Origin of the sequence: Pseudorhodoferax sp. LjRoot39 (assembly GCF_964253035.1) — a bacterium.
Classification (GTDB): domain Bacteria; phylum Pseudomonadota; class Gammaproteobacteria; order Burkholderiales; family Burkholderiaceae_C; genus Pseudorhodoferax.
Genome location: NZ_CAXUQL020000001.1, coordinates 4,283,899 through 4,309,213 on the forward strand (window position 1 = coordinate 4,283,899; position 25,315 = coordinate 4,309,213).

26 protein-coding genes and 1 other annotated feature are annotated in these 25,315 nt (G+C 70.4%); of the genes, 8 read left to right on the forward strand and 18 right to left on the reverse strand.

What is annotated here, in order from left to right:
• Positions 1-116: 116 nt before the first annotated feature.
• The 3 genes from ACSQ4M_RS19860 to ACSQ4M_RS19870 are packed head-to-tail and all read right to left on the reverse strand — an operon-like array spanning position 117 to position 3,054.
• The gene (locus tag ACSQ4M_RS19860; RefSeq protein ID WP_436191147.1) at positions 117-1,013 is read right to left on the reverse strand and encodes a DMT family transporter; all 897 of its coding nucleotides are present in this window, start codon (positions 1,011-1,013) and stop codon (positions 117-119) included.
• A complete protein-coding gene (locus ACSQ4M_RS19865; RefSeq protein ID WP_436191148.1) occupies positions 1,010-1,519 on the reverse strand; it encodes a methylated-DNA--[protein]-cysteine S-methyltransferase in 510 nt (169 codons plus the stop codon). The genes ACSQ4M_RS19860 and ACSQ4M_RS19865 overlap by 4 nt, the downstream gene beginning before the upstream one ends.
• Before the next feature lie 2 nt (positions 1,520-1,521).
• Entirely contained in the window at positions 1,522-3,054 is a 1,533-nt protein-coding gene (locus ACSQ4M_RS19870) for a DNA-3-methyladenine glycosylase 2 family protein (RefSeq protein ID WP_436191149.1), read from the reverse strand.
• A 147-nt stretch (positions 3,055-3,201) separates the two neighbouring features.
• Between ACSQ4M_RS19870 and ACSQ4M_RS19875 the strand changes: the two genes are divergently transcribed.
• The 4 genes from ACSQ4M_RS19875 (at position 3,202) to ACSQ4M_RS19890 (ending at position 4,753) form a co-directional block, all read left to right on the forward strand.
• Entirely contained in the window at positions 3,202-3,507 is a 306-nt protein-coding gene (locus ACSQ4M_RS19875) for a hypothetical protein (protein WP_436191150.1), read from the forward strand.
• A gap of 2 nt (positions 3,508-3,509) precedes the next feature.
• On the forward strand, positions 3,510-3,770 hold the full coding sequence (locus tag ACSQ4M_RS19880) for a hypothetical protein (RefSeq protein WP_056668525.1): 261 nt from the start codon (positions 3,510-3,512) through the stop codon (positions 3,768-3,770).
• A 65-nt stretch (positions 3,771-3,835) separates the two neighbouring features.
• Positions 3,836-4,282, forward strand: a complete 447-nt coding sequence (locus tag ACSQ4M_RS19885; protein WP_436191151.1) for a universal stress protein — start codon at positions 3,836-3,838, stop codon at positions 4,280-4,282.
• 63 nt (positions 4,283-4,345) lie between these two features.
• Positions 4,346-4,753 carry an OsmC family protein gene (locus ACSQ4M_RS19890; RefSeq protein WP_436191152.1) on the forward strand — a complete coding sequence of 136 codons (408 nt, stop codon included), beginning with the start codon at positions 4,346-4,348 and terminating at the stop codon, positions 4,751-4,753.
• A gap of 30 nt (positions 4,754-4,783) precedes the next feature.
• Here ACSQ4M_RS19890 and ACSQ4M_RS19895 read toward each other — a convergent pair whose 3' ends face one another.
• Positions 4,784-5,698, reverse strand: a complete 915-nt coding sequence (locus tag ACSQ4M_RS19895; protein ID WP_436191153.1) for a LysR family transcriptional regulator — start codon at positions 5,696-5,698, stop codon at positions 4,784-4,786.
• A gap of 104 nt (positions 5,699-5,802) precedes the next feature.
• Between ACSQ4M_RS19895 and ACSQ4M_RS19900 the strand changes: the two genes are divergently transcribed.
• Entirely contained in the window at positions 5,803-6,894 is a 1,092-nt protein-coding gene (locus tag ACSQ4M_RS19900; protein WP_436191154.1) for an alkene reductase, read from the forward strand.
• 25 nt (positions 6,895-6,919) lie between these two features.
• Positions 6,920-7,933, forward strand: a complete 1,014-nt coding sequence (locus ACSQ4M_RS19905; protein WP_436191155.1) for an aldo/keto reductase — start codon at positions 6,920-6,922, stop codon at positions 7,931-7,933.
• 205 nt (positions 7,934-8,138) lie between these two features.
• Here the strand turns inward: ACSQ4M_RS19905 and ACSQ4M_RS19910 are convergent, their stop codons facing one another.
• Both ACSQ4M_RS19910 and ACSQ4M_RS19915 read right to left on the reverse strand, forming a co-directional pair.
• On the reverse strand, positions 8,139-8,780 hold the full coding sequence (locus ACSQ4M_RS19910) for a peroxiredoxin (protein WP_436191156.1): 642 nt from the start codon (positions 8,778-8,780) through the stop codon (positions 8,139-8,141).
• A gap of 120 nt (positions 8,781-8,900) precedes the next feature.
• Positions 8,901-9,653, reverse strand: coding sequence for a LeoA/HP0731 family dynamin-like GTPase (locus ACSQ4M_RS19915; protein ID WP_436191157.1), 753 nt, complete (start codon positions 9,651-9,653; stop codon positions 8,901-8,903).
• 61 nt (positions 9,654-9,714) lie between these two features.
• Here ACSQ4M_RS19915 and ACSQ4M_RS19920 point away from each other — a divergent pair.
• Positions 9,715-10,940 (forward strand): IS3 family transposase gene (locus tag ACSQ4M_RS19920; RefSeq protein ID WP_157086564.1). Its coding sequence is split into 2 segments (ribosomal slippage): positions 9,715-10,003 and positions 10,003-10,940, totalling 1,227 coding nucleotides; the frame shifts between segments, so codons are not numbered across the junction.
• Positions 9,993-10,109, forward strand: a sequence feature (AL1L pseudoknot). It overlaps the preceding gene by 117 nt.
• On the opposite strand, the gene ACSQ4M_RS19925 is transcribed toward ACSQ4M_RS19920, so the two are convergent.
• Positions 10,904-11,326, reverse strand: coding sequence for a hypothetical protein (locus tag ACSQ4M_RS19925; protein WP_436191158.1), 423 nt, complete (start codon positions 11,324-11,326; stop codon positions 10,904-10,906). The genes ACSQ4M_RS19920 and ACSQ4M_RS19925 overlap by 37 nt on opposite strands.
• Positions 11,327-11,446: 120 nt before the next feature.
• Between ACSQ4M_RS19925 and ACSQ4M_RS19930 the strand changes: the two genes are divergently transcribed.
• Positions 11,447-12,574, forward strand: coding sequence for an IS5 family transposase (locus ACSQ4M_RS19930; RefSeq protein ID WP_436191159.1), 1,128 nt, complete (start codon positions 11,447-11,449; stop codon positions 12,572-12,574).
• Positions 12,575-12,767: 193 nt separating this feature from the next.
• Here ACSQ4M_RS19930 and ACSQ4M_RS19935 read toward each other — a convergent pair whose 3' ends face one another.
• From ACSQ4M_RS19935 to ACSQ4M_RS19985, 11 genes are all read right to left on the reverse strand, one after another.
• Positions 12,768-13,112 (reverse strand): DUF3325 domain-containing protein, encoded by a 345-nt coding sequence (locus ACSQ4M_RS19935; RefSeq protein ID WP_436191160.1) that lies wholly within the window; start codon positions 13,110-13,112, stop codon positions 12,768-12,770.
• The gene (locus ACSQ4M_RS19940) at positions 13,109-14,776 is read right to left on the reverse strand and encodes a PepSY-associated TM helix domain-containing protein (protein WP_436191161.1); all 1,668 of its coding nucleotides are present in this window, start codon (positions 14,774-14,776) and stop codon (positions 13,109-13,111) included. Before ACSQ4M_RS19940 ends, ACSQ4M_RS19935 begins: the two co-directional genes overlap by 4 nt.
• On the reverse strand, positions 14,773-15,075 hold the full coding sequence (locus ACSQ4M_RS19945) for a DUF3649 domain-containing protein (protein ID WP_436191162.1): 303 nt from the start codon (positions 15,073-15,075) through the stop codon (positions 14,773-14,775). Before ACSQ4M_RS19945 ends, ACSQ4M_RS19940 begins: the two co-directional genes overlap by 4 nt.
• 135 nt (positions 15,076-15,210) lie before the next feature.
• Positions 15,211-16,677 (reverse strand): diguanylate cyclase, encoded by a 1,467-nt coding sequence (locus tag ACSQ4M_RS19950; protein ID WP_436191163.1) that lies wholly within the window; start codon positions 16,675-16,677, stop codon positions 15,211-15,213.
• Between the two features lie 198 nt (positions 16,678-16,875).
• Entirely contained in the window at positions 16,876-17,844 is a 969-nt protein-coding gene (locus ACSQ4M_RS19955) for a Bug family tripartite tricarboxylate transporter substrate binding protein (protein ID WP_436191164.1), read from the reverse strand.
• A gap of 25 nt (positions 17,845-17,869) precedes the next feature.
• On the reverse strand, positions 17,870-19,042 hold the full coding sequence (locus tag ACSQ4M_RS19960) for a CaiB/BaiF CoA transferase family protein (protein ID WP_436191165.1): 1,173 nt from the start codon (positions 19,040-19,042) through the stop codon (positions 17,870-17,872).
• Complete coding sequence (locus ACSQ4M_RS19965) at positions 19,042-20,007, reverse strand: Bug family tripartite tricarboxylate transporter substrate binding protein (protein ID WP_436191166.1); 966 nt, start codon at positions 20,005-20,007, stop codon at positions 19,042-19,044. Before ACSQ4M_RS19965 ends, ACSQ4M_RS19960 begins: the two co-directional genes overlap by 1 nt.
• On the reverse strand, positions 20,004-20,366 hold the full coding sequence (locus ACSQ4M_RS19970; RefSeq protein ID WP_436191167.1) for an AtuA-related protein: 363 nt from the start codon (positions 20,364-20,366) through the stop codon (positions 20,004-20,006). The genes ACSQ4M_RS19965 and ACSQ4M_RS19970 overlap by 4 nt, the downstream gene beginning before the upstream one ends.
• A 732-nt stretch (positions 20,367-21,098) precedes the next feature.
• Positions 21,099-22,454, reverse strand: a complete 1,356-nt coding sequence (locus ACSQ4M_RS19975; RefSeq protein ID WP_436191168.1) for an acyclic terpene utilization AtuA family protein — start codon at positions 22,452-22,454, stop codon at positions 21,099-21,101.
• Positions 22,451-24,538 carry an acetate--CoA ligase family protein gene (locus tag ACSQ4M_RS19980; protein ID WP_436191169.1) on the reverse strand — a complete coding sequence of 696 codons (2,088 nt, stop codon included), beginning with the start codon at positions 24,536-24,538 and terminating at the stop codon, positions 22,451-22,453. Before ACSQ4M_RS19980 ends, ACSQ4M_RS19975 begins: the two co-directional genes overlap by 4 nt.
• Positions 24,535-25,314 carry an oxepin-CoA hydrolase, alternative type gene (locus ACSQ4M_RS19985; RefSeq protein WP_436191170.1) on the reverse strand — a complete coding sequence of 260 codons (780 nt, stop codon included), beginning with the start codon at positions 25,312-25,314 and terminating at the stop codon, positions 24,535-24,537. The genes ACSQ4M_RS19980 and ACSQ4M_RS19985 overlap by 4 nt, the downstream gene beginning before the upstream one ends.
• Position 25,315 lies beyond the last annotated feature (1 nt).

The window sequence follows — 25,315 nt, forward strand, 5'->3', positions numbered from 1 at the left end:
CACCAAAGCTGGGCACAGGGCGACGTGGGAAGCAGCTACTGTGCCAGCGGCGTTTCTGTTTCGGCCATTGCGGCAAACCAGCAAATTTGTTGCTGCTTGTTACAGACATTCCGCGCTCACTTCCGTGCCGGCAAGCGCACCACCCCCGTCGCCAGCGCCGTCCCGCACAGAATCACCACGCCACACCCCAGCATCGCAGGCGTCAGCGCCTCGTCCAGCAGCAGCGTGCCGTACAGCACGCCGAACACCGGCACCACGAAGGTCACGGTCAGCGTGCGGGCCGGCCCCACATTCGCGATCAGCCGGAAGAACAGGATGTAGGCCAGCGCCGTGCATAGCACGCCCACGGCCACCAGGCTGGCGAGCGCCGAGAGGCTGGGCGCCCGGCCGGGCCACAGCCACAGCGCCGGCAGCGCCAGGCCCAGCGTGGCGCCCAGTTGGCTGCCGGCGGCCAGCACCAGCGGCTTCACGTCGCCCAGATAGCGCTTGGTGAAGGTGGCGGCCAGCGCATAGCAGATGCAGGCCAGCAGGCAGGCCAGCACGGCCCAGCCGGTGGCGCCGCCGCCGGCCTTGGGCGTGAAGCTGGCCTTGTTCCAGGCCAGCAGCGCCACGCCGACAAAGCCCAGCGCCAGGCCCAGGCTGCGCGAGGCGCCGGGCCGGTCGCGCAGCCAGGCCCAGGCCACCAGCGCGCCGAACAGCGGCACGGTGGCGTTCAGGATGGCCGACAGGCCGGTGGAGATCGACAGCACCGCGTACGAGTACAGCGCGAACGGGATGCCCGAGTTGAGCAGGCCCACGAACAGCACCGGCCGGTGGTGGCGCACGAGCTCGGGCAGCAGGCCGCGCCGCCACAGCAGCGGCAGCAGGCACAGCGCCGCGATCCCCACGCGCGCGGCGGCCGTCGGCAGCGGGCCCAGCTCGATCGCGGCATTGCGCATGAAGAGGAAGGAGGCGCCCCACAGCGCTGACAGCAACAGGAAGTCGCCGAGCCAGGTCGTGCGCTTGTCCGTCATGCCGCGACTTCCAGGTCTGTGCTCTCCAGCGCCAGCAGCGCACTCTTGCGCGGCAGGCCGCCGGCATAGCCGGTCAGCGCACCGCCGTGGCCCAGCACGCGGTGGCAGGGCACGATCACGCTGATCGGATTGCGGCCCACCGCTGCGCCCACGGCACGCACGGCCGCGGGACGCGCGATGCCGCGGGCCAGTGCGCCGTAGCTGCTGGTGCGGCCGCAATCGATGTCGAGCAAGGCCTGCCAGACGGCCTGCTGGAACGGCGTGCCGCCGGACAGGTCCAGCGGCAGATCGAAAGCCATGCGCCGGCCGCCGTAGTAGTCGTGCAGCTGCGCCTGCGCGGCCTGCAGCACCGGATGGGCCGGCGCCTGCGGCCAGGCATCGGGCACGGGCTGGTGGCGCTGGCCGTCGAACCAGGCGCCGTTCAGGCCCCGGTCGGAGGCCGACAGCACCATGGCGCCCAGCGGCGTATCGATGCGGGTGCGCACGGTGGAGGGGTGGAACTGCATGCTCATTCCTTCGTTGTCTTGGTGGGGCGTGCGGGCAGGGTGGCCCAGGCGCGCAGCACGGCGTAGCTGCGCCAGGGTTTCCAGGGCTCGGACGCAGCCTCGGCCGCGCGCGCGGGATGCGGCGCGTCGCGCACGCCCAGCGCGTTGTGCAGCGCCACGTCGCCCGCGGGAAAGGCGTCGGGCCAGCGCAGTGCGCGCATGGCGACGTACTGCGCCGTCCAGTCGCCGATGCCGGGCAGGGCTTTGAGCGCGGCGATGGTGGCCGGCACATCGCCGCCGGGCTGCAGGTTCAGCCCGCCGGCCACGGCATGGGACAGCGCCACGATGGCGGCCTGGCGCTGGCGCACGATGCCCAGGCCGCCCAGGGCGTCGCCGGCGGCATCGCCGAGATCGGCCAGCGCCTGCGGCGCGGGGAACAGGTGGGTGAGGCCGGGTTCCGGCGTGGCGATGGGCTGACCGAAGCGCGTGACGAGGCGGCTGGCCAGCGTGCGCGCGGCCGCCACCGTGATCTGCTGGCCCAGCACGGCGCGCACGGCCAGCTCGTAGCCGTCCATGCAGCCGGGCACGCGCAGGCCGGCGCCATCCGGAAAACGGCTGCCCAGCACGGCGTGGATGGCCTCGGGGTCGGCGTCCAGGTCGAGCAGCACGCGCACGCGCCGGATCACCAGCGGCAGCACGGCACGCAGGCTGTCGGACACGCGCAGCAGCAACTGGTGGCGCTCGGGCGCGAAGGCCATGTGCAGCCAGCCTTCGTGCCGCTGCCCGCCCGCCTGCAGGGCCAGCGTGCGCGCGATGCCGGGGGCCGCGGCATCGGGGCCGGCCACCGTCTCCATGCCCGGGATCTGCCGCGCCGCGAAGAAGGCCAGCATGGCCTGCCAGTCGTAAGGCGGGCGGTAGCCCAGCCGCACCTGGCTGCCCTGGCCTTCGCGCTGGCCGCCGGCGCGGCGCAGGGCGGCCGGGTTGAGCCCGTAGTGCGCGACGAAAGCCGCATTGAAGCGGCGCAGGCTGTGGAAGCCGCTGGCCTGGGCCACCTGGGCGACGGGCAGGTCGGTGTCGGCCAGCAGCTGCTTGGCCGCGAGCAGCCGGCGCGTCTGCAGATACTGCAGCGGCGACACGCCGAACTGCGCCTCGAAGATGCGGCGCACGTGCCGGTCGGACACGCCGAGCCGCTCGGCCAGCGCCTGCACCGTGGGGCCGGCCTCGGGCCAGGCGTCGGGCGCGTCCAGCAGCCGCGCGGCCTGTTGCGCGAGGATGCTCGACGCGTCCTGCGTGGACCAGGGCAGCGCCTGCGGTGCCAGTTCGGGCCGGCAGCGCAGGCAGGGCCGAAAGCCTGCCCGTTCGGCCTGGGCGGCGTGCTCAAAGAAGCGGCAGTTCTCGCGCCGCGGCGTCTTCACGCTGCACACCGGCCGGCAGTAGATGCCGGTGCTGGTCACGCCGGTGAAGAAGCGGCCGTCGAAGCGCGCATCGCGGGCCGCCAGCGCGCGGTAACGGGCGGTGTCGAGCGGGTCGCCGGGGGAGGGGGTGGACGGGGCCATGGCCGCGATCATAGGTGGCGGGCCGTAGCGCGACTCGCCGTTTTCGGACATGTGCCTCGGCAGGGACCGACAGCGCTGCGGGAAGCCGGCCGACAGCCGCCGTGGCGCCGCGGCAGCACCATGGCGGCCGAAGGAGGGATCCCCGCCATGACCACCGCCAACCACTACTGCGTGACCGCCGTGCGCTACCAGAACCAGCAACTCACTGCCGTGCAACTCGGGCATGGCGACGGCAGCGGCGCCTGGCAGCAGGAGCCGCATGCGGTCACGGTCGACCAGGTGGTCGCCCGCATCGACGCGGGCGACCAAGTCCACGCCTTGCTGCGCGACGGTACGCAGGTGACGCTCGGCCCGCGCCTGAAGGTTCTGGAGGGTGGGGGCAGCGGCCGCTCGCTGGCCCTGGACAACAGCCCCAGTGACTGTCTGGAGCTGGCCGACCTGGAGCGCTTCTGACCATGCAGCGCAAGCCCCTGAACCATGTGCAGTACCTGGCCGAACTGAACCAGCGGCTGTGGGCCGATCCGGAGTTCTCCGAAGGAATGGCCTTCCGGATCTACCCCGACGGCAAGATCGCGGGCCATCTGCGCGATGCCTGCGACGTGGGCAGCTGCTGCATTCCTGCGGTGTTCGCCCGCATCGAGCAGTCCGTGGCGCGCGAGTTCACGCTCGCGGCGCCGGCGGTGGCACCGCCCGTCGCCGAAAGCATGCTGGCGTAGCGGGTGCCACGCGCCGCCGGGCGCCTAGACTCGGGGCCTTCGCTTCGCTCGCCAAGGAGACCCGCATGTACAAGCAGATCCTGGTTCCCGTGGATGGCTCGCAGACCGCCCTGGCCGCGCTGCGCCATGCCGTGGAACTGGCCCGCGCCGTCCAGGCCGAACTGTTCGTCGTCCACGTGATCGACATCTACCCCTTTCTGGGCATGGCCACGGAGACCGCCGTGGGTCAGGCCGAGTACCTGTCTGCCGCCAACGCCAATGCCGAAGGCGCATTGCGTGCGGCGGTGGCCATGGTGGAAGCAGCCGGCGTGCCCTGCGAGTCGGCCACCATCGAAGGCCATGCGGCCGAAGAAGGCATCCTGCAGGCGGCCGGCACCTGCGGCGCCGATCTCATCGTGATGGGCTCGCACGGCCGGCGCGGCATCGAGAAGCTGCTGCTGGGCAGCGTCACGCAGCGGGTGCTGCAGAGCGCGCGTGTGCCGGTGATGGTGGTGCGCGGCAGCGAGGCCTGACACCGCGGGCCGGGCCAGCGGCCGTGGCACCATCGGCGCCCCACCACCTGCCAGAGGAGCGCCATGTCCGCCGATGTCACCCTGCACGCCACCCTGGGCGCCACGCCCTATGCCGTCGAATTCCGCGACGAGGCCGGCCACCGCTGGAGCGGCGACGAGCCCGCGGTGCAGGGCGGCGGCGACACCGGCCCCACGCCGCACGCGCTGCTGCTGTCCAGCCTGGGCGCCTGCACGGCCATCACGCTGAAGATGTTCGCGGCGCGCAAGCAGTGGCCGCTGGAGGGCGTCGAGGTCGCCCTGACATTGCGTGCCGCCACGCCGGCCACGCCCGGCACCGACATCGCGCGCAGCATCACGCTGCAAGGCCCGCTCGACGCGGCCCAGCGCGAGCGCCTGCTGGCCGTGGCCAATGCCTGCCCGATCCACAAGGTGCTGACCGGCGAGGTGCGCATCGCGACGGCGCTGGCGTAGTCTGTCCCGGGGGCGCCCGGGCGTGCGCCATCAGCCCGCAGCGGCCTGCGCCAGTTCCCCCGCGACGGCCACGACCAGCTCGCGCAGCCAGCGGTGCGCAGGATCGTCGCGGTAGCGCACATGCCAGGCCATCTGCACCGGAAAGCTGCCCAGGTCCACGGGCGCGGGCAGCACCTTGAGACGCGCGTCGCCGGCCAGGCGGCGGCAGATCTGGCGCGGCAGCGTGGCGCAGTAGTCGGTCACGGCCACGAGCTCGGGGATGGCCAGGAAGTGCGTGACCGAGACCGCCACCTCGCGCTTGAGCTGCGCACGCTCGAGCCGCTGGAACAGCCCGGCGCGCAACCGGCCGGGCGGCAGCATGTTCACGTGCTTGAGCCGCTCGTACTGCCGGCGCGTGATGCGCGCGCCGATCTCGGGGTGGTCGGCCCGCACCACGCAGGCCAGGCCGTCGTCCATGAGGTGCTGCACGACCAGGTTGTCGGGCGGGTCGGTGATGCGGCCGAACACCATGGCCGTGGCGCCCGAGACCACGCCGGTCTCGGCCAGGTCGGCGCCGTAGGGTGTGAGCCGCAGCCGGATGCCGGGCGCCAGCGCGCGCAGCCGCGCCACCAGCGCGGGCACCAGCACGTACTCCACATAGCTGTTCGGCGCGATGGTGACCAGGCGCTGCGCGCTGGCCGGATCGAAGGCCTGCTGGCCGCGCACCAGGCCGTCCACCGTGGCCAGCGCCTCGGCGATGGCCGGGGCCAGTTCCTCGGCCTTGGGCGTGGGCTGCATGCCGTAGCGCTCGCGGATGAACAAGGGGTCCTGCAGCAGCGCGCGCAGCCGCGTGAGCGCGTTCGACAGCGCCGGCTGCGTGATGCCCAGGCGTTCGGCCGCGCGTGTCACGCTGCGCTCTTCCATGAGGGCCAGGAAGACGGGCAGCAGGTTCAGGTCGTAGCGCATCCAGATATATTGCTTGAAGAATATCTGAAATTCAACGAATAAATTGGATGAATGTGGAGCGGCGCTCCAAACTTCGCTCCATCCCATTTCAACGGAGCTGCACCATGACCACCGACACCCTGTTCACCCCCACCCACCTGGGCGCCATCGCCGTGAAGAACCGCATCGCCATGGCCCCGCTGACGCGCTCGCGCGCCGGCATGGACGGCGTGCCCTCGCCGCTGGCCGCCCGCTACTACGCCCAGCGAGCCTCGGCCGGCCTGCTGATCGCCGAGGCCACCAACATCTCGCGCCAGGCGCGCGGCTATGCCTTCACGCCCGGGCTGTACACCGACGCACAGGTGGCCGGCTGGAAGCCCGTGACCGAGGCCGTGCACGCGGCCGGCGGCCGCATCGTGGTGCAGCTGTGGCATGTGGGCCGCATGTCGCACACCAGCCTGCAGGAGGGCGGCGCTCCGCCTGTCGCGCCGTCCGCCCTGCAGGCCGGCGGCAACGTGTTCACCGAGGCCGGCTTCGAGACACCCTCGGCGCCGCGCGCGCTCGAACTGCACGAGATCGCCGCCATCGTCGAGGACTACCGCCAGGCCGCCGTGCGTGCCAAGGCGGCCGGCTTCGACGGCGTGGAGGTGCACGCCGCCAACGGCTACCTGCTCGAGCAGTTCCTGCGCGACAGCACCAACCGGCGTACCGACCGCTACGGCGGCTCCATCGAGAACCGCGCCCGTCTCACGCTGGAAGTGGTCGAGGCGGTGGCCGGCGTGTGGGGCGCGGACCGCGTGGGCCTGCGCCTGTCGCCGCTGTCCACCGCCATCGGCGAGACGCCGCTGGACAGCCAGCCGCAGCAGACCCATGCCTACCTCGCCAGCCAGCTCGGCGCGCTGGGCCTGGCCTACCTGCATGTGGTGGAAGGCCAGATGCATGCCGAAGACGGCACCAGCCGCTTCGACAACGCGGCCCTGCGCCAGGCCTTCGGCGGTGCCTACATTGCCAACAACGGCTACGACCGCCAGCGCGCCATCGCCGCCACGACCGCGGGCCAGGCCGACATGGTGGCCTTCGGCCGTGACTTCATCGGCAACCCGGACCTGGTCCACCGGCTGCAGCACGGGCTACCGCTGTTCAACGCGCCGGCCGCCGGATACTTCGGCGGCGGCGCCGAGGGCTACACCGAATTCAGCGTCGCCCAGGCCGCCTGAACCGATCACCACTTCCTGGAACACCATGGCACTCAAGGACCTCCTGCCCGGCCCGCTGGGCTTCGGCACCGCCCCGCTGGGCAACATGTTCCGCGACATCCCCGAGGCCGAGGCGCGCGCCACCGTGGACGCGGCCTGGAACGACGGCATCCGCTACTTCGACAACGCACCGTTCTACGGCGCCGGCCTCGCGGAGATCCGCATGGGCGAGGCGCTGGCGGGCCGGCCGCGCAACGACTACGTGGTCAGCACCAAGGTCGGCCGCCTGGTGCTCGACGAGCTGGAGGACGTGGCCGCGCGCGACCAGGGCGAGAAAGGCGGCGTGTTCCTGCACGGCCGGCCGAACCGCGTCGTCAACGACTACTCCGAGGACGCCACGCTGCGCTCCATCGAGGACAGCTTGAAGCGCCTGAAGACCGACCGCATCGAGATCGCCTGGGTGCACGACGTCGCGCAGGACTTCTACGGTGACGAATGGCTCAGCGTGTTCGAGACCGCGCGCAAGGGCGCCTTCAAGGCCCTGGACCGGCTGCGCGACGAGGGCGTGATCCAGGCCTGGGGCCTGGGCGTGAACCGCGTCGAGCCGATCGAACTGCTGCTGGACCTGCAGGGCCCGCGGCCGGACGGCTTCCTGCTCGCGGGCCGCTACACGCTGCTGGACCATGGCCGCGCGCTGCAGCGCGTGATGCCCAGGGTGGCCGAGCGCGGCCTGTCCATCGTGGTCGGCGGGCCCTACAGTTCGGGCGCGCTGGTCGGTGGCCCGAACTTCGAGTACGCGCCGGCCACGCCCGCCATCCTCGCCAAGGTGGCCGCGATCAAGGCCATCGCCGATCGCCATGGCGTGTCCATGAAGGCAGCGGGCCTGCAGTTCGCGCTGGCCCATCCGGCCGTGGCCGCGGTGATCCCGGGCGCGAGCCGGCCCGAGCGCATCGCCGAGGACCGCGCCGCGCTGCAACTGGCCGTTCCGGGGGATTTCTGGCGTGCGCTACGTGCGGACGGGCTGGTGCATGCCGATGCGCCACTGCCGTCGGGCGCCTGATCCCTGGGCGGCCTGCGGGGCCGGCTTATCCCGGCCGGCTGTGGACATCTTTGGGGACAGCGGCTGGACGGCGGCGCCAAAGCGAGTCCCCATGCGGCCTGGTGCTGCGCTGCCTGTTTTTTGGGCGGTCGACGGTCGCTCGGCCCGGGCCCCACGCAACGCGGCGGTGCTGCGCCGCTCAATGGACCTTGCCATGGCATGCGCCTCAGCGGTTCGGCTGCGGCGTGATGCGCAGGTAGGGCCGCACGGTGGTGTAGCCCTTGGGGAAGCGCTCGGCGAGTTCCCGGGGGTCCTGCAGGCTGGGCAGGATGACCACGTCGCCGCCATCCTTCCAGTTGGCCGGCGTGGCCACCTTGTGGCTGTCCGTCAGCTGCAGCGAGTCGATCACGCGCAGGATCTCGTCGAAGTTGCGGCCGGTGCTGGCCGGGTAGGTGATGGTGGCGCGCACCACCTTCTGCGGGTCGATGATGAACACGCTGCGCACGGTGGTCGTGGCCGAGGCGTTGGGGTGGATCAGGTCGTAGAGCTCGGACACCTTGCGGTCGGCATCGGCCAGGATCGGGAACTGCACCGAGGTCTTCTGCGTGGCGTCGATGTCGGCGATCCACTGCTGGTGCTTGTCGACCGGGTCGACGCTGATGGCGATGGGCTTGACGCCGCGCCTGGCGAACTCGCCCGACAGCGCGGCGGTTTTGCCCAGCTCGGTGGTGCACACGGGCGTGAAGTCCGCCGGGTGCGAGAACAGCACGACCCAGTCGTTGCCGGCCCAGGCGTGGAAGTGGATGGGGCCGAGACTGGATTGCTGGGAGAAATCGGGGGCGGTGTCGCCCAGTCGGAGGGTGGCCAAGGGGAATGCTCCTGAGGACGGGGAATCCATTCTGGGGAGCGGGCCGGTGCCGGCCAACGAAGCTTTGCTTGGATGCTTAGCTGCAGGGCGCATATGGGCGCCTCACGGGCACCTTGAAAGTCAGGAGAACAATCTGGACCAGAGCGATGCCTTCGCAGCAGCCGTGCTCGACGTTCCGGATGGGCCAGCCGAAGGAGAGGGTGCGATGCTTTCGATGATGGGCGTGGTGTCGAGGACGATTTCAGGCACGCTGTCCCATTTCACATGGTCGTTCTGGCTGATATCACGGAACTCGGCGTCGATCGCCGTACCGTGGTCGTACCATTTCTTGAAGCGAAGCTGTCGTTCCTGCAGTTGATTCATCTCGGTGTCGATGGCCGCGAGCTGCTGCTTGAGGCTCACGAAGGTCGGAAAGAATCTGTCGGAGAAATCAGGCGCGTCGATCAGCCGCAAAACCTCCTTGGATTGCTCCTGGAAGTTGCCAACCATGGTGCGGATGGTGTCCGCGAACTTGGCCTGCCGCTCCTGTTCCTGGTAACTGTCCCAAACTTCCAGCGCGAAGCCGACGATGGCGAGCGCGCTACCGAGGCCGTTGGCCAGCTTGGTTGCGCCCCAGGGCTTGAACTTCAAGTACTTGCTGATGTCCAGGCCCACCATTTTTGTGGCGGTGTTAATGCCGTCGCGCACCGCGAGCACGCTGCTGTTGGTGATGAGGCCTGATTGCGAAAGGAGGTTGACGCCTTTTTTCCCGAGCGCGGTGACCACATCGTTGTAGTGCGCAAGCTCGTTGTTGACGTTGATCTGAATCCGGCCCAGGTCACGCGCAATTCCCCCCACTTCGTCGCTGAACATCTCCTGGATGCGCTGCTGCACCAGGCAGCCTTTGAACCGCCCCGTATTTTGAGGAGGCTCCAACTTTTGAGAGGATGGAGCCATGAGGAAGTCAGTGAAGTTTTCGCCCGAGGTACGCGAGCGCGCCGTGCGCATGGTGTTCGAGCACCGCGGTGAGTACGAGTCGCAGTGGGCGGCGGTGGTGTCGATTGCCGGCAAGATCGGCAGCACGCCGCAGACGCTGCTGAACTGGGTGCGCCAACAAGAGCGTGACACGGGCCAGCGCGAGGGCGTGACCACGACGCAGACGCAGCGCATGAAGGAGCTTGAAAGGGAGAACCGCGAGCTGCGCAAGGCCAACGAGATCCTGAAGCTGGCCAGCGCGTTTTTCGCCCAGGCGGAGCTCGACCGCCGGCTGAAGTCGTGAAGGCGTTCATCGACGCGCATCGCGCCGCGCACGGGGTCGAGCCGATCTGCAGGGCACTGCAGGTCGCCCCGTCGGCGTACCGGCGCCATGCGGCCCGCCAGCGCCACCCCGAGCTGCTGTGCGCCCGCGCGAAACGCGATGCGGTGCTGATGCCGCAGATCGAGCGCGTGTGGCAATCGAACCTGCGGGTCTACGGCGCCGACAAGGTCTGGCACCAGTTGCAGCGCGAGGGCGTCACGGTGGCCCGCTGCACCGTGGAACGACTCATGCGCCACATGGGTCTGCGCGGCGTGATGCGTGGCAAGGCCGCACGCACCACGATCAGCGACGCCAAAGCGCCTTGCCCGCTGGACCGGGTCAATCGCCAGTTCAACGCGCAGCGGCCCAACCAGCTTTGGGTGTCGGACTTCACGTACGTGTCCACCTGGCAAGGCTGGCTGTACGTGGCCTTCGTCGTGGACGTGTTTGCGCGGCGCATCGTGGGCTGGCGCACGAGCAGCTCCATGCGGACGGACTTCGTGTTGGGCGCACTGGAGCAGGCGCTGTACGACCGTCGTCCGCAGCGCGAAGATGCCCTTGTGTGCCACTCCGACCGCGGATCGCAGTACGTCAGCATCCGCTACACCGAACGGCTTGCCGAGGCCGGCATCGAGCCCTCCGTGGGCAGCAAGGGCGACTCCTACGACAACGCGCTGGCCGAGACCATCAATGGGCTGTACAAGGCCGAAGTCATCCATCGGCGCAGTGCGTGGAAGACCAAGGAATCGGTAGAGCTGGCGACGCTGCAATGGGTGGCCTGGTTCAACCACCAGCGCCTGCTCGAACCCATCGGGTACGTGCCACCGGCCGAGTTCGAGGCCAACTACTATCGAACTCTTGAGCAGCAGGCCATGTCGGCCTGACTCAAGCCAACGGGCCTCCGCGAATTCCGGGGCGGTTCAATACGCAGGTCTTTGGCAAGCGCCTGGTACTGTGCCTGCATCGCAAGCTTGTCGTTGTCTCCAAGCATGATCCGCAAAGTTTCGATCAGCGTGGACTTTCCTGCATTCGTCTCGCCATAGAAAGCAATCGTGAACGTACTCCAGTCTGCGATCTCCTTGAGCTTCTGAATGTCCCCGTTGGTCCTTTCTCGGAACCTCTCGAGCAGTGTTCGGGAGCTGTTGATGGCTCCTTCCAGATCCTGGTTGCCGTGGGCCGCAAAGGCTTTCTCAGAAACCGTCGAGATCGACTGGTCGACCGCTGCGGTGATCTGATCGTAGAGGTGATCCATCTTGCTGGTGTCGGACATGTCTGCCGGGGATTGCTGTACGGGGAGAGAGCGACACTTCCTCACCAGAAGCTAAGAGGGTGTATCTGAATTAAAATACCCTGCGCGCCCTCTCGGTTCTGGGAGCGCAGGAGGTGACGAGTGAACACGGGGACGAGCAAGAAGCAACCCGGCAGGCCAGCACTGCTGCAAGCGCAGGACCTGCGCGCATTGGTGGAGCTGGCGCTGCGCATGCCGCAGTCGTCGATGGATGAGCTCACCCGCGAGTTCGTTCGCCACACGGGCATCGATGTCTGCTCGGCGACGATTCGCAAGGCGCTGAAGAAGGCGGGAGTCAAGCGCGTGCGCCCGCCTCGCGGCGCCAGCACGCGTGCGGCGGTCCAGGGCTCGGCTCCGCAGCGCTACGGCTACACGACAGCGCACCGCCGGCAAGCCAAGCCTGGCGGCATGAACACGGACCTGACCGATGCCGAGTGGGCTCTCGTGCATGACCTGTTTGAGCGCGAAGGTGGGCGCGGCAAGCCGATCACGCACGCGCGCCGCGACATTGCCAACGCCTGCATGTACATCGTGCGCACCGGCTGCGCGTGGCGCTTGCTGCCCGGCAACTTTCCGCCTTGGCGTGCGGTGTACTCGGCCTTTCGCGGCTGGGCACGCGCCGGCACCTTCGAGGCCATGCACGACCGGTTGCGCCAACAGTGGCGCGACCGCGTGGGCAAGGCACCCGAACCCACGGCGGCCATCATCGATTCGCAAAGCACGCGCAGCACCCCGCAGGGCGCAGACACCGGCTTCGATGCCGGCAAAAAGGTCAAGGGCCGCAAGCGCCACTTGGTGGTCGACACGCTGGGGCTGCTGCTGGCTGTGACCGTCACGGCTGCCAGCGTGCAGGATCGCGACGGGGCCGCATCCGTGGTGGCCCAAGCCTGCGCCAAGGTGACGGGCCTCAAGAGGCTGTACGCAGACTCGGCCTACGGCGGTCAGTGCGCCATGGACCTGGAGAAGACGCATGGCATCGCCGTAGAGATCGTCCGCAGACCTTCGAATCGCGTGACGGGCACGTTTGTTGTCGAGCAGCAGCAACTGTGGCCCGAGGCCCCAGCCAAGGGCTTCGTCGTGCAAGCCAAGCGCTGGGTGGTCGAGCGCACCCACGCATGGAACGAGCGTGCGCGCAGGCTGATCGCTCACCATGACCGCTCCAACTGGGCGCCTGTGGCCTGGGTCTGGCTCGCAGAAGCGCGTATGCTCGCAACTAGGCTGGCCGGGTAAATCATTTTAGATACACCCTCTAAGTAGAACGCGTCGTCGAGTTGCGCAACAGCTTGAGCGCATGCCTCGAGCGTGATGCCGAACTTGTCCGACGGGGCGAACTTCCGTGTGCCCCGGCCCGCACGCCCGTGCCGGAATCGACAACGGGGGTACCCCGGATGCGCGCAGCGCTGTCTTCTAGACGCCGCCCCGCCTACGAGGGGAGGCTACCCAGCACACTCAAGACCAGCAGCACGCCACCGGCCCGCAGCAGCCGCACGATGCGCGTGGGCGCATAGCTCAGCGTGAGCACCACGGCCAGCGCCGCCACCGTCATCGCGCCGAACCAGAACACCCAGCCCTGCGCGCTGCCGTAGCCCGCGACTGCGGCCCACAAGGACAGCGCCAGGCCCAGCGCGCCGCCGAGCTGCATCCAGCGCCGCAGCGCCGCTGGCGGCGTTTGGCCACGGCCCTTGTAGTCCTCGTAGTGGCGGTCCATCGCCAGGCTCAGCGCCGCGAAGCCTGTCAGCGCAGCAGAGAGGGCGAGCAGCGCCTTCACCGGCCGGCTCCCGCGGGCTCGGCCACCAGGAAGGGGGCGTCCGCCTCGGGCGCCGTGGCGCGCGGCTTGGCGGCCGGCTTGCGCTGGCCCACATGCCACGCCGCTGCGAGCAGGCCGGCGCCCAGGGTCAGCGCAGTCAGGTCGAAACCGGCGATGCGCCACGCGCCCGCGGCCAGGCTGGCGACGAGGCCCATGCCACCCGTCAGCGGGTTCAGTACTGGCAGCAGCGCGAACAGCAGGCCGCCCAGCGCCAGCTGGATCTGCCACAGGCGCCGGGCCGGCCAGGCCAGGCCGGCCACCGCCGCCAGGCCCCAGGCCCAGAAGAAGCAAGCGATCTCGGCGGCGGGCCGCTCGGCGATGCTCACGGGCACGCAGCGGTTGGCCCAGAAGAACACGGCCATGGCCAGCGGCAGGCCGGCGACGGCGCCCAGGTTGAGGCCATCGACCAGGCGCAGGCCGAACCCCACGCGGCCGCCCTTGGCGAGCGCCTTGGCGTGCTTTTGGCGCTCCTTGGCGGACCACAGCAACAGGCCCGTGGCCACCATCACACAACCGGCCACGCCCGAGGCGAAGAACAGCCAGCGCAGCAGCGGATGCGCGAAGCGGCCGATGTGCAGGCCGTAGAGCACGCCGCGCGTTTCGGAGGCCGGGGCGATGTCCTCGCCGGCGCGGCCCAGCAGCTGGCCGGTGGTGCCGTCGAAGCTCATGGAGCTCTGGTTGGCCGAGAGCTTGCCGGCCTCCTGCCGGTACAGCGTCACGCGGGCCGTGGCGTCGCCGGGGTTGCTGATGACGACGCGGCTGACGGCGGCGCCATGCCAGGCCGTGCTGGCCTCGCGCAGAAGCGCGTCCGCGGGCACCAGCGGCGCCGCCATGCCGGTGGGCTTCTGGTTGCTGAAGCCAGCCGACGAGGGGAAGACCTCGGCGATGAAGGTCTGGCGGTCGTCCTTGTAGACGGCCTCCTGGCCCCAGGGCATGTACAGGAACATCAGTGTGACCAGCCCGGTGTAGGTGATCATGAGGTGGTAGGGCAGGGCCAGCACGGCCGTGGCGTTGTGCGCGTCCAGCCAGGAGCGCTGGCCCTTCTTCGGCCGGAAGGTGAAGAAGTCCTTGAAGATGCGCTTGTGCGTGACGATGCCGCTGACGATGGCCACCAGCATGAACATGGCGCAACAGCCCACGATCCAGCGGCCCCAGATCGCCGACATGTAGTGCAGGTCGAAGTGCAGGCGGTAGAAGAAGTCGCCGCCGCGCGTCTCGCGCGGGGCTGCCACGGGGCGGCCCGTGGCCGGATCCAGCGTGGCCGATGCAAAGCGGGCACGGCGCGGGCGCTCGTCCGCGCGCGGCGCGGAAGCGGCCGTGGCCGGCGGCGGCACCGTCCATCCCGTGCGCAGCAGCGGCTCGCGCTCGCTGGGCAGCTCGATGGTCCAGCGCGGGCTGCCGGCCGCCTTGTCCTGCAGATGCTGCAGCGCCCATGCCACGGCCTGCTCGGGCACGGCCGGCGGGGCCGCCGTGCCCGCGTGCAGCTCGGGCTTCATCCACAGGCTGATCTCGTCGCGGAAGTAGGCCGAGGTGCCGGCCGCGAACACCATGAACAGCACCCAGCCGACCAAGAGGCCCGACCAGGTGTGCAGCCAGGCCATGGACTGGCGAAAGCCTTCCTTCATGCCGCGGCTCCCGCGCGTTGCGCCAGCCACAGGCCGCTGGCCAGCAGCAGCGCGGGCAGGGCCAGGCCGCCCCAGGCGCGCCAGGCGCTGCGCGCCGCGAAGGCCCACAGCACGGCGCAGGTGTAGACGACGAAAGAGGCCAATGTGCCCGTGATCACCGCCTCGGCGCGGTGCAGCGGCAGGTACAGCGCCACGGCCGTGGCGGCCAGGGCCGACAGCGCGTAGCCGCCGCCGACGGCGGCCAGGGCACGCGAGGCCACCGCGAGGCGGTAGCGCGCGCCGATCGTTTCCTTCGACATCCCTCGTTTCCTTCGGCCCCGATCGGACCGGATGGGCCCGGCATGGCGGGCTGGCGGGGAACAGGCTTCCCCGGGAACGGGCGATGTTAAATGAAAATTAATCTCAATTGAGAACTGTGCCGGCAAAGATCCGGCTCACACCACGTCGGTCAGTACCACGCGGTTGCGTCCGCCGTGCTTGGCCTCGTACAACGCGCGGTCGGCCGCTTGCAGCAGGCGGTCCAGGCTGGCGTTGGCCGGCTGGCTCACGCTGGCGCCGATGCTGACCGTGAAACCGGTGGTGCGGCCCTGGCCGAGGTCCACGGCGGCCTCGGCGCAGGCCTGGCGCACGCGCTCGGCGACCTCGCGTGTGCGCGCGGGGTCGGCATCGGGCAGCAGCACGGCGAACTCCTCGCCGCCCAGCCGCCCAAGCAGCAGCGGCCCTTCGGGCAGGCGGTCGGCGACGAGGTTGGCCGCCAGGATGATGACCTGGTCGCCCACGGCATGGCCGTAGGTGTCGTTGACATTCTTGAAGCGGTCGATGTCCAGCACCAGCAGGCCCACGCTGCGGCGTGCCGCGCGGGCGCTGCGCAGTGCCTTGCCGGCCTGCTCGGCAAAGGCGCGGCGGTTCATGGTGCCGGTCATCGGGTCGTGCTCGGCCATGTGGCGCAGCTGCGCCATCAGGATGCGGTTGGCGGCCATGGCGCTGGCCACGGCCAGCGGGGAGATGGCGATCAGCGTCACGCCCAGGCGCACCGACATCAGCATGGCCGGCGACTCGATCTGCACCGCGGTGTCGAGCACGCCCTTGGAGATCGCCACCAGCGTCCAGGCGGTGGTCAGCAGGGACAGCACCGCGGTGGGAAAGACGCCATAGCGCATGCCGCACCACAGCAGTGCCGGCACCGGGAAGGCCACGGCCCCGGGCCCGCCGACCAGCAAGGCGGCCGCCATCGAGGCCAGCAGGGCCAGCAGCGGCGCAGCCCGGCGCAGCGGCGGCATGCTCTTGCGCCACTGGCGCACTACCTCGCGGTGCTGCGCGGTGGGGATGCTCAGCACGGCCGGCAGGATGGTGAAGTAGTTGAGCAGTTCGCTGGCGAACCAGGCCAGGCCGGACTCCAGTGCCGTGCCGCCGAAGGCCACCGGCCCGACGAGGCTGCCGGCCAGGCCGCCCGCCACAGAGGCCAGGGCCGCGATCGCCAGCAGCTGCAGAACGCCGGCCGCGCCAAGGAGCTTGCGTGCGTCGGCACCGAAGGGCTGTGCCAGCATCAGGTAGCCGGTCAGCACGCTGGCGAAGTTGGTGAGCGTCAGCAGCACGGAGATCGGCAGCGCGTCGCCGACGATGAAGCCGGCCAACAGGTGGCCGACGCAGGCACCGATCCAGCCGGCCGCCGTGTCCAGCCGCGGAAAGCGGATGAACAGGCCCAGCAGCAGCGCATTGGCGGGCCAGAACACGGCCAGCTGACCGGCCAGGCGGGTCCAGACGCCGAACACGCAGACCGTCGCCATGATGGCCGCGACCAGCGCCCCCCCCGCCAGCAGCTGCGCCGGGGTCGCCGGCACAGCAGGGATGCTCGACTCCAGCTTCTGCGGACGGGTCAGCTTGTCGCGTTGGGAGTTCATGGTCTGCATTGCGTCTCCCTGCTTTTGTGGGGGCGGGTAGGCGCGCAAGCGTGCCAGTCAACGCAAATTGTTGCAGATGTCAGCGCCTGCTCAGTCGGGAATTTGTGAATATCGGACATCGAATGGGCCGACGAAAGCCCTTGACCGACCGAAATGCTGCGCGCCGGGCAGCGATGGGGCCGGCCATCACCCGGTCACTCAGTCCACCGTGGCGCCTGAAGCCTTGACGATGCGCTCCCATTTGGCGAGCTCGCTGCGCGCGTGGTCGGCGAACGCTGCAGGGGTGTTGCCCACGGGCTCGGCGCCCAGGCCGGCCAGGCGCTCGCGCACGGCCGGCTGGCGCACGATCTGGGCGATCTCCTGCGACACGCGCAGGACGATCTCGGGTGGCGTGTGCGGCGGCGCCCAGACGCCGTACCAGGTGCTGATGGCGTAGCCGGGCACGCCCGATTCGGCGATGGTCGGCACGTCCGGCAGCGCGCTCGCGCGCTTGGCCGTGGTCACGGCGATGGCGCGCAGCTTGCCGGCACGGATCTGGCCGATGCTGGAAGGCATGGAGTCGAACATCAGCTGCGTCTGCCCGCCGATCACGTCGGCCAGCGCCGGGCCGCTGCCCTTGTACGGCACATGCTGCATCTGCACGCCCGTGGCGATCTTGAAGGCCTCGCCGGCCAGGTGCGGCGCGGCGGCGTTGCCCGAGGACGCGAAGTTGAGCCGGTTCGGATCGGCCTTGGCCGCGGCGACCACGTCCTGCACGGTGTTGAAACCCAGGGACGGCGCGGCCACCAGCACCAGCGGCACATCGGCGATCAGGCTCACCGGCGAGAAGTCGCGGATCGCGTCGTAGGGCGGCTTCTTGTACAGGCTGGGGTTGATCACGTGGATGGATGCGTTGACCAGCAGCGTGTAGCCGTCGGGCGGCGCCTTGGCCACGATGTCGGCGCCGATCATGCCGCTGGCGCCGGGCTTGTTGTCCACCACCACGCTCTGGCCGAGTCGGGCTTCGAGCTGCTGGGCCACGATGCGGCCCAGGATGTCGGTCGGCCCGCCCGGTGGGTAGGGGATGACCATGCGGATGGGCTTGCCGGGCCAGGCCTGGGCCATGGTCAGGCTGCTGGCGGTGGCCAACAGCAGCGCAGCGAGGGCGCGGCGGTTCAGGCGGGTCATGCGTGGCCTCTTCGTTGTGGTGTGGTCAGGCCTGCACGGCGATGCCGCCTTGCTCCAGCGCTGCGATCTCGTCGGTTGCATAACCGAGTTCGGCTAGCACCGCGCGCGTGTGCTGGCCGGTGGCCGGCGCCGGCGGAATCGGGCCACCACGTGAGGTGCCGGGCACATACGGCATGGGCAGTGGCTGGTAGGGCGGTTGTGCGAGCTGGCCGAACGTGCCCATGTATTGCATCTGTGGGTGGTCCCGGAACTGCGCGTAGTCCTGCACTTCGGCGCACAACACGTCGGCCGCCTCCAGCGTGGCGATCCAGTGCGCACTGGGCTGCTGCGCGAGCTGCTCGGCGATGGCCGCGTTGAGGGCCGCGGCGTTGCGGCCGCGGGCATGGTTGTCGCGGTAGTCCGGGTCATCGCGCCAGCCGTCGCGGTCCAGCGCGGTGCACAGCCGCTCCCACATGTCCTGACGCAGCACCAGCAGCGTGACGAAGCCATCCTGCGTGCGGAACACGCCCGAGGGTACGGCCGTGGGTGGCGCCTGGCGGCCCGCGAACAGCGCGCTCTCGTAGAGTGGCGCGGCCTGGAAGGCGGCGCAGCACGCGGCCAGCGAGATCTGCACGTGGCGGCCACGGCCCGTGCGGCTGCGCGCGTACAGCGCCGCGCCCAGGGCCTGCGTGGCGTACAGCGCCGAGACCGTGTCGGGCACCAGCATGCCGATGCGGCGCGGCCGGCCGTCGGGCTCGCGGTTGAGCATGGCCAGGCCCGTGTAGGCCTGCAGCACCGAGTCGGTGCCGGGCTTGTCGACCCAGGGCCCGCTGGCGCCGAAGCCCGAGATCGACAGGTAGACCAGGCTGGGGTGGCGCGCGCAGAGCGAGGCCGCATCCAGGCCCAGCCGCGCCATCACGCTGGGCCGGAAGTTCTCGACCAGCACATCGGCCTGTGCGGCCAGGCGTTCGATGGCGGCGCGGCCCTGCGCTTTGCGCGCATCGATGCACAGCGAGCGCTTGCCCAGGTTGCTGGCCACCGCGAGCGGCGTCATGCCGGCCTCGCCGCCGCCCATCACGCGGATCCAGTCGCCGCCGGGCGGCTCGACCTTGACCACATCCGCGCCCTGCAGGGCGAGCAACGCGGCGCAGTAGGGGCCGGCCACGCCCTGGCTCATGTCGAGCACCCGCAGGCTGGCGTAGGCCAGTTCGTCCACCATCATTCGACCTTCACGCCGGTGGCCGCGACCACCTTCTTCCACTTGGCGATTTCGGCCGCGATCTGGCGGCCGAATGCGTCGGGCGTGTTGGCCACGGGGGCCGCGCCCATGTCGCTCAGGCGCTGCGCCGACGCGGGCCGGCGCAGCAGCTCGGCCACGGCCTGCTGCAGCTGTTCCACGATGGGCTGCGGGGTTCCTGCCGGCGCCAGCAGGCCGAACCAGGCGCCGGCCTCGTAGCCTGGCACGCCGCTCTCGGCCACGGTGGGGATGTCGGGCGTGCCGGGCCAGCGCTGCGCCGTGGTCACGGCCAGCGCGCGGATGCGGCCGGACTGGATGTGGGCCATGGACGAGGGCAGGTTGTCCACGCCCACCGGGATCTGGCCGCCGATCAGGTCGGTCAGCATCGGGCCGCCGCCCTTGTACGGGATGTGGACCATGTCCACGCCGGCCATCATCTTGAGCAGCTCCACGCTCATGTGCGGCGAGCCGCCCGCGCTGGTCGAGCCGAAGCTCAGCTTGCCAGGCTGGGCACGCGCCATGGCCAGCAGTTCGGGCAGGGTCTTGACGGGCAGGGCTGCGTTGACGGTGATCACGTTGGGCGTGCTGGCCACGCAGGTGATGGGCGCGAAGTCGGCCACCGGGTCGTAGGGCAGGGTCTTGTTCAGCGCGCTGTTGATGCCGTGCGAGCTGATCGTGGCCATGACCAGCGTGTAGCCGTCGGCCGGCGCCTTGGCCACGGCCAGAGAACCGATGGCGCCGCTGGCCCCGGCCCGGTTGTCGACCGTGAAGCTCTGGCCCAGCTTTTCGCCGAGGCCGGCGGCGACCAGGCGGGCCAGCAGGTCGGTGGTGCCGCCGGGTGGATAGGGCACGATCAGGCGCACGGGCTTGTTGGGGTAGGGCGACTGGGCGAACGTGGGCGCGGCGGCGAGTGCCGCCAGGCTTTGCAGGGCGGTGCGGCGCCTCATGCTGCAGCCTTCTCGGGGTAGTTGCGCAGCTGGCCTGCCAGTGCCTCGGGCACGTCGATGGGAAAGCGCAGCAGCGCGGCCGACATGGCCTTGCCGTACTGGTCCAGCGCCAGGCTGCGCGAGACACCGCCACCCAGCGCGCCATGCGCGACGAAGTTGATCGCGTGCAGGCCGTCCACGGGGTAGCGCAGCACCTCGCCCGTGATCGCGCCCTGGTAGAAGGTTTTCACTTTCTCGGCCGTCAGCTGCTCGGCGAGCAGCGGGTACAGCGCGGGCGCGTAGGCGAACACGGCGATGTTGACGGTGTTGCCCTTGTCGCCGGAGCGGCAGTGGGCGAGGTGTTGGAGCATCACTTGCATGTTGGGTCTCCGAGTTGTTGTGAAGGGGCCGAGCGCAGCGATGGCCCGTGTGTGACCCCGCTCCCACCCCTGTGCCCACGCCGAGGAGCGCAGTGGCCTGGGCGGCGCGGGGAACCTCGCGCTTTGTTGACTGACTCATTGCACCTGTTTGAGCTGAACGAACGCAGTGAGTGGTGCGAGTTGTGCAATGCGCCCAGGCCGCGAGCACCGCAGGTTGCCCGGAGCGCCAGCGCAGGGACGGGGGCACCGGGGTCGCCCTTTCTTTGGTTACTTTCTTTCGGCGAAACGAAAGAAAGTGACTGCGCTGCCGGGCGCACATCCCGGCCTCCGAGACTCATGCAAACGCAGTGTTTTCCATGCACACCAACTGCTGATCGGAGTGAGGAGGCGGGGTTTTCGCCCCCGCACGACGACTGACTTTTCTTGTCTCGCCAAGAAAAGTAAGCAAAAGAAGGCGACCCCGGTGCCCCTGTCCCTCCGCTAGCGCTCCGGGCAACCTGCGGTGCTCGCGCCATGGGCTGCATTGCGCAACTCATGCTGTTCACTTCGTTCACTGCATTCGGACAAGCGCAATGAGTCAGTTCACGAAGCGCGAGGTTCCCCGCGCAGCCCATGGCACTGCGCTCCTCGGCAGGTGCACAGGGGGAACTCCCACACGGGCCATCGCTGCGCTCGGCCTGGGGGTCGGGCCGTCGCTTCGCTCGGCCGCCGAGCGCTCTGGGTGCTCGCACCTCAGCTCTCCAAGTAGTGGATGCTGGGCTGGATCGCCTCGCGCGGCACCAGCGTGGACCACACGCCGATGACCTCGCGGGTGCGGTCCTGGTGCGGCACGCGCTTGCCTGTGTGCGCGATGCCCGAGACGGCCATGCCGTCGACCTCGCGGCCGACCTTGAGCGCTTCCTCCTTGGTCCGCGTGCGGGCCGCCACGCGCACCGCGATCTCGTAGGGCTCGGGCCAGTCGGCGGGCGTGGCCTTGCCGTGGATGGCGTTCATGCCCAGGAAATCGATACGCAGGTCTTCGGCCTTGAGGCCGACGATGCGGAAACGCTCCTCCAGGATGCGCCTGGCCAGTTTCGCCCGGCGCAGCGCGCCGGGGCCGGCGTAGAAGAACATGTCCTCGCCGATGAAGCCCTCGGTGCAGCCGACCGAGGCCTTGAGCGTGGACGTGCGCGGCTTGCCGCCGATGCCGGACACGCGCACGCGGTCGGGGCCGATCTGCTCCAGCCGGGTGGTCGTGAAGTCCACCACCACGTCGGGCGTGATGTAGTTGGCCGGGTCGTGCACCTCGTACAGCAACTGCTCCTTGACCGTGCGCAGGTCGATGGCGCCGCCGGTGCCCGCCACCTTCTCGAGCACCGCGCTGCCATCGGCCGCCACCTCGGCGATCGGGAAGCCGAAGTTCCAGGGTTCGGGCACGTCCTTGAAACCGGGGTCGCTGAAGTAGCCGCCCGTGACCTGCGCGCCGCATTCGAGCAGGTGGCCGATGCCGTTGCCCGCGCCCAGCCGCGCATGGTCCAGCGCGTCCCAGCCGAACTCCGCCATCATGGGCGCCATGAAGACCGAGGGGTCGGCCACGCGGCCCGTGACCACGATCTGCGCACCCGCGCGCAGCGCCTCGGCGATGGGCTCGGCCCCCTGGTAGACCTCGGCCGAGATGATGCTGTCTGCCAAGGAAGCCAGCGGCGCGCCGGTCTCCATGACGGTGTCGGCCAGCTGCGCGATGCGCTCGGTCACGAGGCTGCCGTCCACGGCCGCGATCTTCACGCCCTTGTGGCCCATGCCGCGCAGCAGCTCGGCGATGCGGGCCGCGGCGCCGCGCGGGTTGATCCAGCCCTGGTTGGACACGATGCGCACGCCCTGGGCCATGCAGGCCGGCAGCACGGCGCGCATGCGGTCGTCCAGGTAGGTGTCGTAGCCCGGGAAGGACGGGTCGCGCCGCGCGCGCACCTGGGCGGCCGAGATCGTGGCCTCGGCCATGGTCTCGAAGCACAGGTAGTCGAGCCGGCCGTGTTCGGCGTTCAGCTGCGCGGGTTCGATGCGGTCGCCCCACCAGGCCGAGCCGGAACCGATGCGGATGGTTTTGCTCACGGTGTCTCCTTCAATTCGATCAGGGCGTCGACGACGGTCGCGCCGTCGCCGGCTGCGCCGAGCAGCACGGGGTTGAGGTCGATGGACGCGATGCGTCCCTGCGCGGCCACGATGGTCTGCCCCACCTGCACGGCGATGCGCGCGAGCGCCTGCACGTCCAGTGGCGGGTCGCCGCGCGTGCCGGCCAACAGCGGCGCGATGCGCAGGCGCCCCAGTGCGGCCACCACCTCGGCCTCGGCGAAGGGCGGCACCAGCAGTGCCACGTCGCGCATGGCCTCCACGTACTTGCCGCCGTCGCCCACGGCCACGACAGGGCCGAACTGCGGGTCGATGTGGGCGCCGACCATGGCCTCGTGCCGGCCGCGCCGCATGCGGGCGACCAGCACGCCGTCCTGCGCGGCGCCCATGGCGGCCAGCTTGTCCCATTGCTGCGTGAAGGCGGTGGCGACCGCTTCGGCGTCCAGCAGGTTCAGCGCGACCAGGCCGTGCTCGGACTTGTGCGGCACGTCGCGCGAGCAGGCCTTCACGGCCACGGGGCCGCCGAGTTCGGTAAAAGCCGCGCGCGCGGCCTCAGCGCTGCGGCACAGCCGATGCTCCACCACGGGTACGCCCTGCGCGGCCAGCAGGGCCAGGCTGTCGGCTTCGTTGAGCAGGCCGCTGCCAGAGGGCAGGGCGGGCGCTTCCAGCGCGGGCGTTGCCGGCACCGGCTCGCGCAGCAAGGCCGTGTGCCCTGCCACCTGCGCGAGCGCACCGAGCGCCTCGTCCTCGTTGGCATAGGTCGCCACGCCCGCCGCACGGAAGACGGCAGCCACGCTCTCCTGCCAGGCCGCCACGGCCACGGGCTTGCCGCTGGCCTTCGCGAACGCGGCGGTGTCGCGCGCGAAGCGCTCCACGTCGTAGCCCGCGCCCGAGACCGGGATGTGGATGAAGACCATGTCGGCCGCATCGTCCTGCGCAAGCACGGGCAGCACCTCGCTGAACAGGCCGCTGTTGGACAGCAGCGCGGCCGTGATGTCGATCGGGTTGGTGGTGGTCGCGAAGCCCGGCAACCGCGCCGCGAGTGCGCGCCGCGTGGCATCGGACAGCGTGGCGATCTGCAGGCCGTGCTGCTCGGCCGCGTCGGCCCCCATCACGCAGCTGGCGCCCGAGTTGCTGACGATGACGAGGCGACGGCCAGCGGGCTGCCAGCCCTGCAGGTAGCCCGGCGCGGCCAGTGCCAGCGCATGCGGATCGCGTACGCGCCAGATGCCGTGGCGGCGCAGGAAAGCGTCGACCACGCGGTCCTCGTTGGCCAGCGAACCCGTGTGCGAGGACGCGGCCAGCGCACCGCCGGCCGTGCGCCCGGCCTTCACGGCCACGATGGGCAGGCCGCGCGCACGCGCATGGGCCGCCGTGGCGGCCAGCAGGGCCGGGTTGGCGATGTGCTCCAGGTACAGCAGCAGGAGCTTGACCTCGGGGTCCTGCGCCACGGCCCAGGCCAGGTCGGCCACGCCCACGTCGGCCTCGTTGCCGGTGGCGTGCACGTAGCGCACGCCCAGGCCACGTGCGCGCAGCAGGCCGTAGGCCATGGCGGCCATGCCGCCGCTCTGGCTGACGACCGCCACCGGGCCGTCTTCAGGCGGCATCTCGGTGAACAGCGTGGAAAAGCTCGCGATGGCGCCACTGCCGAAGTTGGCCAGGCCCTGGGTGTTGGGGCCCACCAGGCGCATGCCGGCGGCGCGGGCCACGTCGCGCATGTGGTCCTGTTGCGCGCGGCCTTCGGGGCCGGTCTCGCCGAAGCCCGAGGCGATCACCACGGCGCAGCGCACGCCGCGCGCGGCGCAATCCTCCACCGCCGCGATGGCCTGGTCGCCGGCCACGATGACGATGGCCATCTCGGGCACTTCGGGCAGCGCGGCCAGCGAGGGGTAGCAGGCCAGGCCCTGCAGCTCGCGCCGGCTGGGGTTGATCGGATAGAGCTTGCCACGGTAGCCCATGCGCTGCATGTAGGCGATGGGCCGGCCACCGATTTTGTGGACGTTTTCGGAGGCGCCGATGATGGCGATGGAGGCGGGGTTCAGCGCGGCGTGCAGGGTGTCGGTCATGCGAAGCGGGGCGAGCGTTTGTCGAGGAACGCGGCGATGCCTTCGCCGCATTCGGGGCTGTACAGGCTGGCGACGAAGGCGTCGCGTTCGGCGTCGAGCTGGGCGCGGTGCCCACGGCCGCGCGCCGCATGCACAAGCTGCTTGATCTGCCGCTGGGCCGTGCGCGGGCCGGCGGCCAGGCGCTCGGCCCAGGCCAGCGCCGCGGCCACGGCCTGGCCCGGCGGCGCGATGCGGTTGACCAGGCCCAGCGCATGCAGGCGCTGGGCAGTGATCACGTCGCCATCGAGCAGCAGCTCCAGCGCCGCCTGTGGCGGGAGCGCGCGGGCCAGCGCGTCGGAGCCGCCGCCGTCGGGCGACAGGCCGATGCGCACATAGGACATCACGAAGCGCGCGTCCTCGGCCGCCACGATGAGGTCGCAGCCCAGCGCCACGGAGAAGCCGCCGCCGGCAGCCGCACCCTCGACCGCCGCGACCACGGGCAGCGGGCAGGCGCGCATGGCCTCCACCCAGTCGTGCAAGTCGTCCAGGATCTGCAGCTGGCCGGCCTCGGGCTGGCTGCGCTGGTGCTGCAGCCGGCGCAGGTCGCCGCCGCCGCAGAAGTGCGCGCCATCGCCGCACAGCACGATGGCGCCCAGGCTGTCGTCGTCGGCCGCGTCGCGGAAATGCCGCGCAGCCTCGGGGTACAGGCTGGGATGCAGCGCGTTGCGCAGCTCTGGCTGGCTGATGGTCAGCAGCAGCATGCGGCCACGGCGCTCATGGAGCAGGCGCGCCGCCATC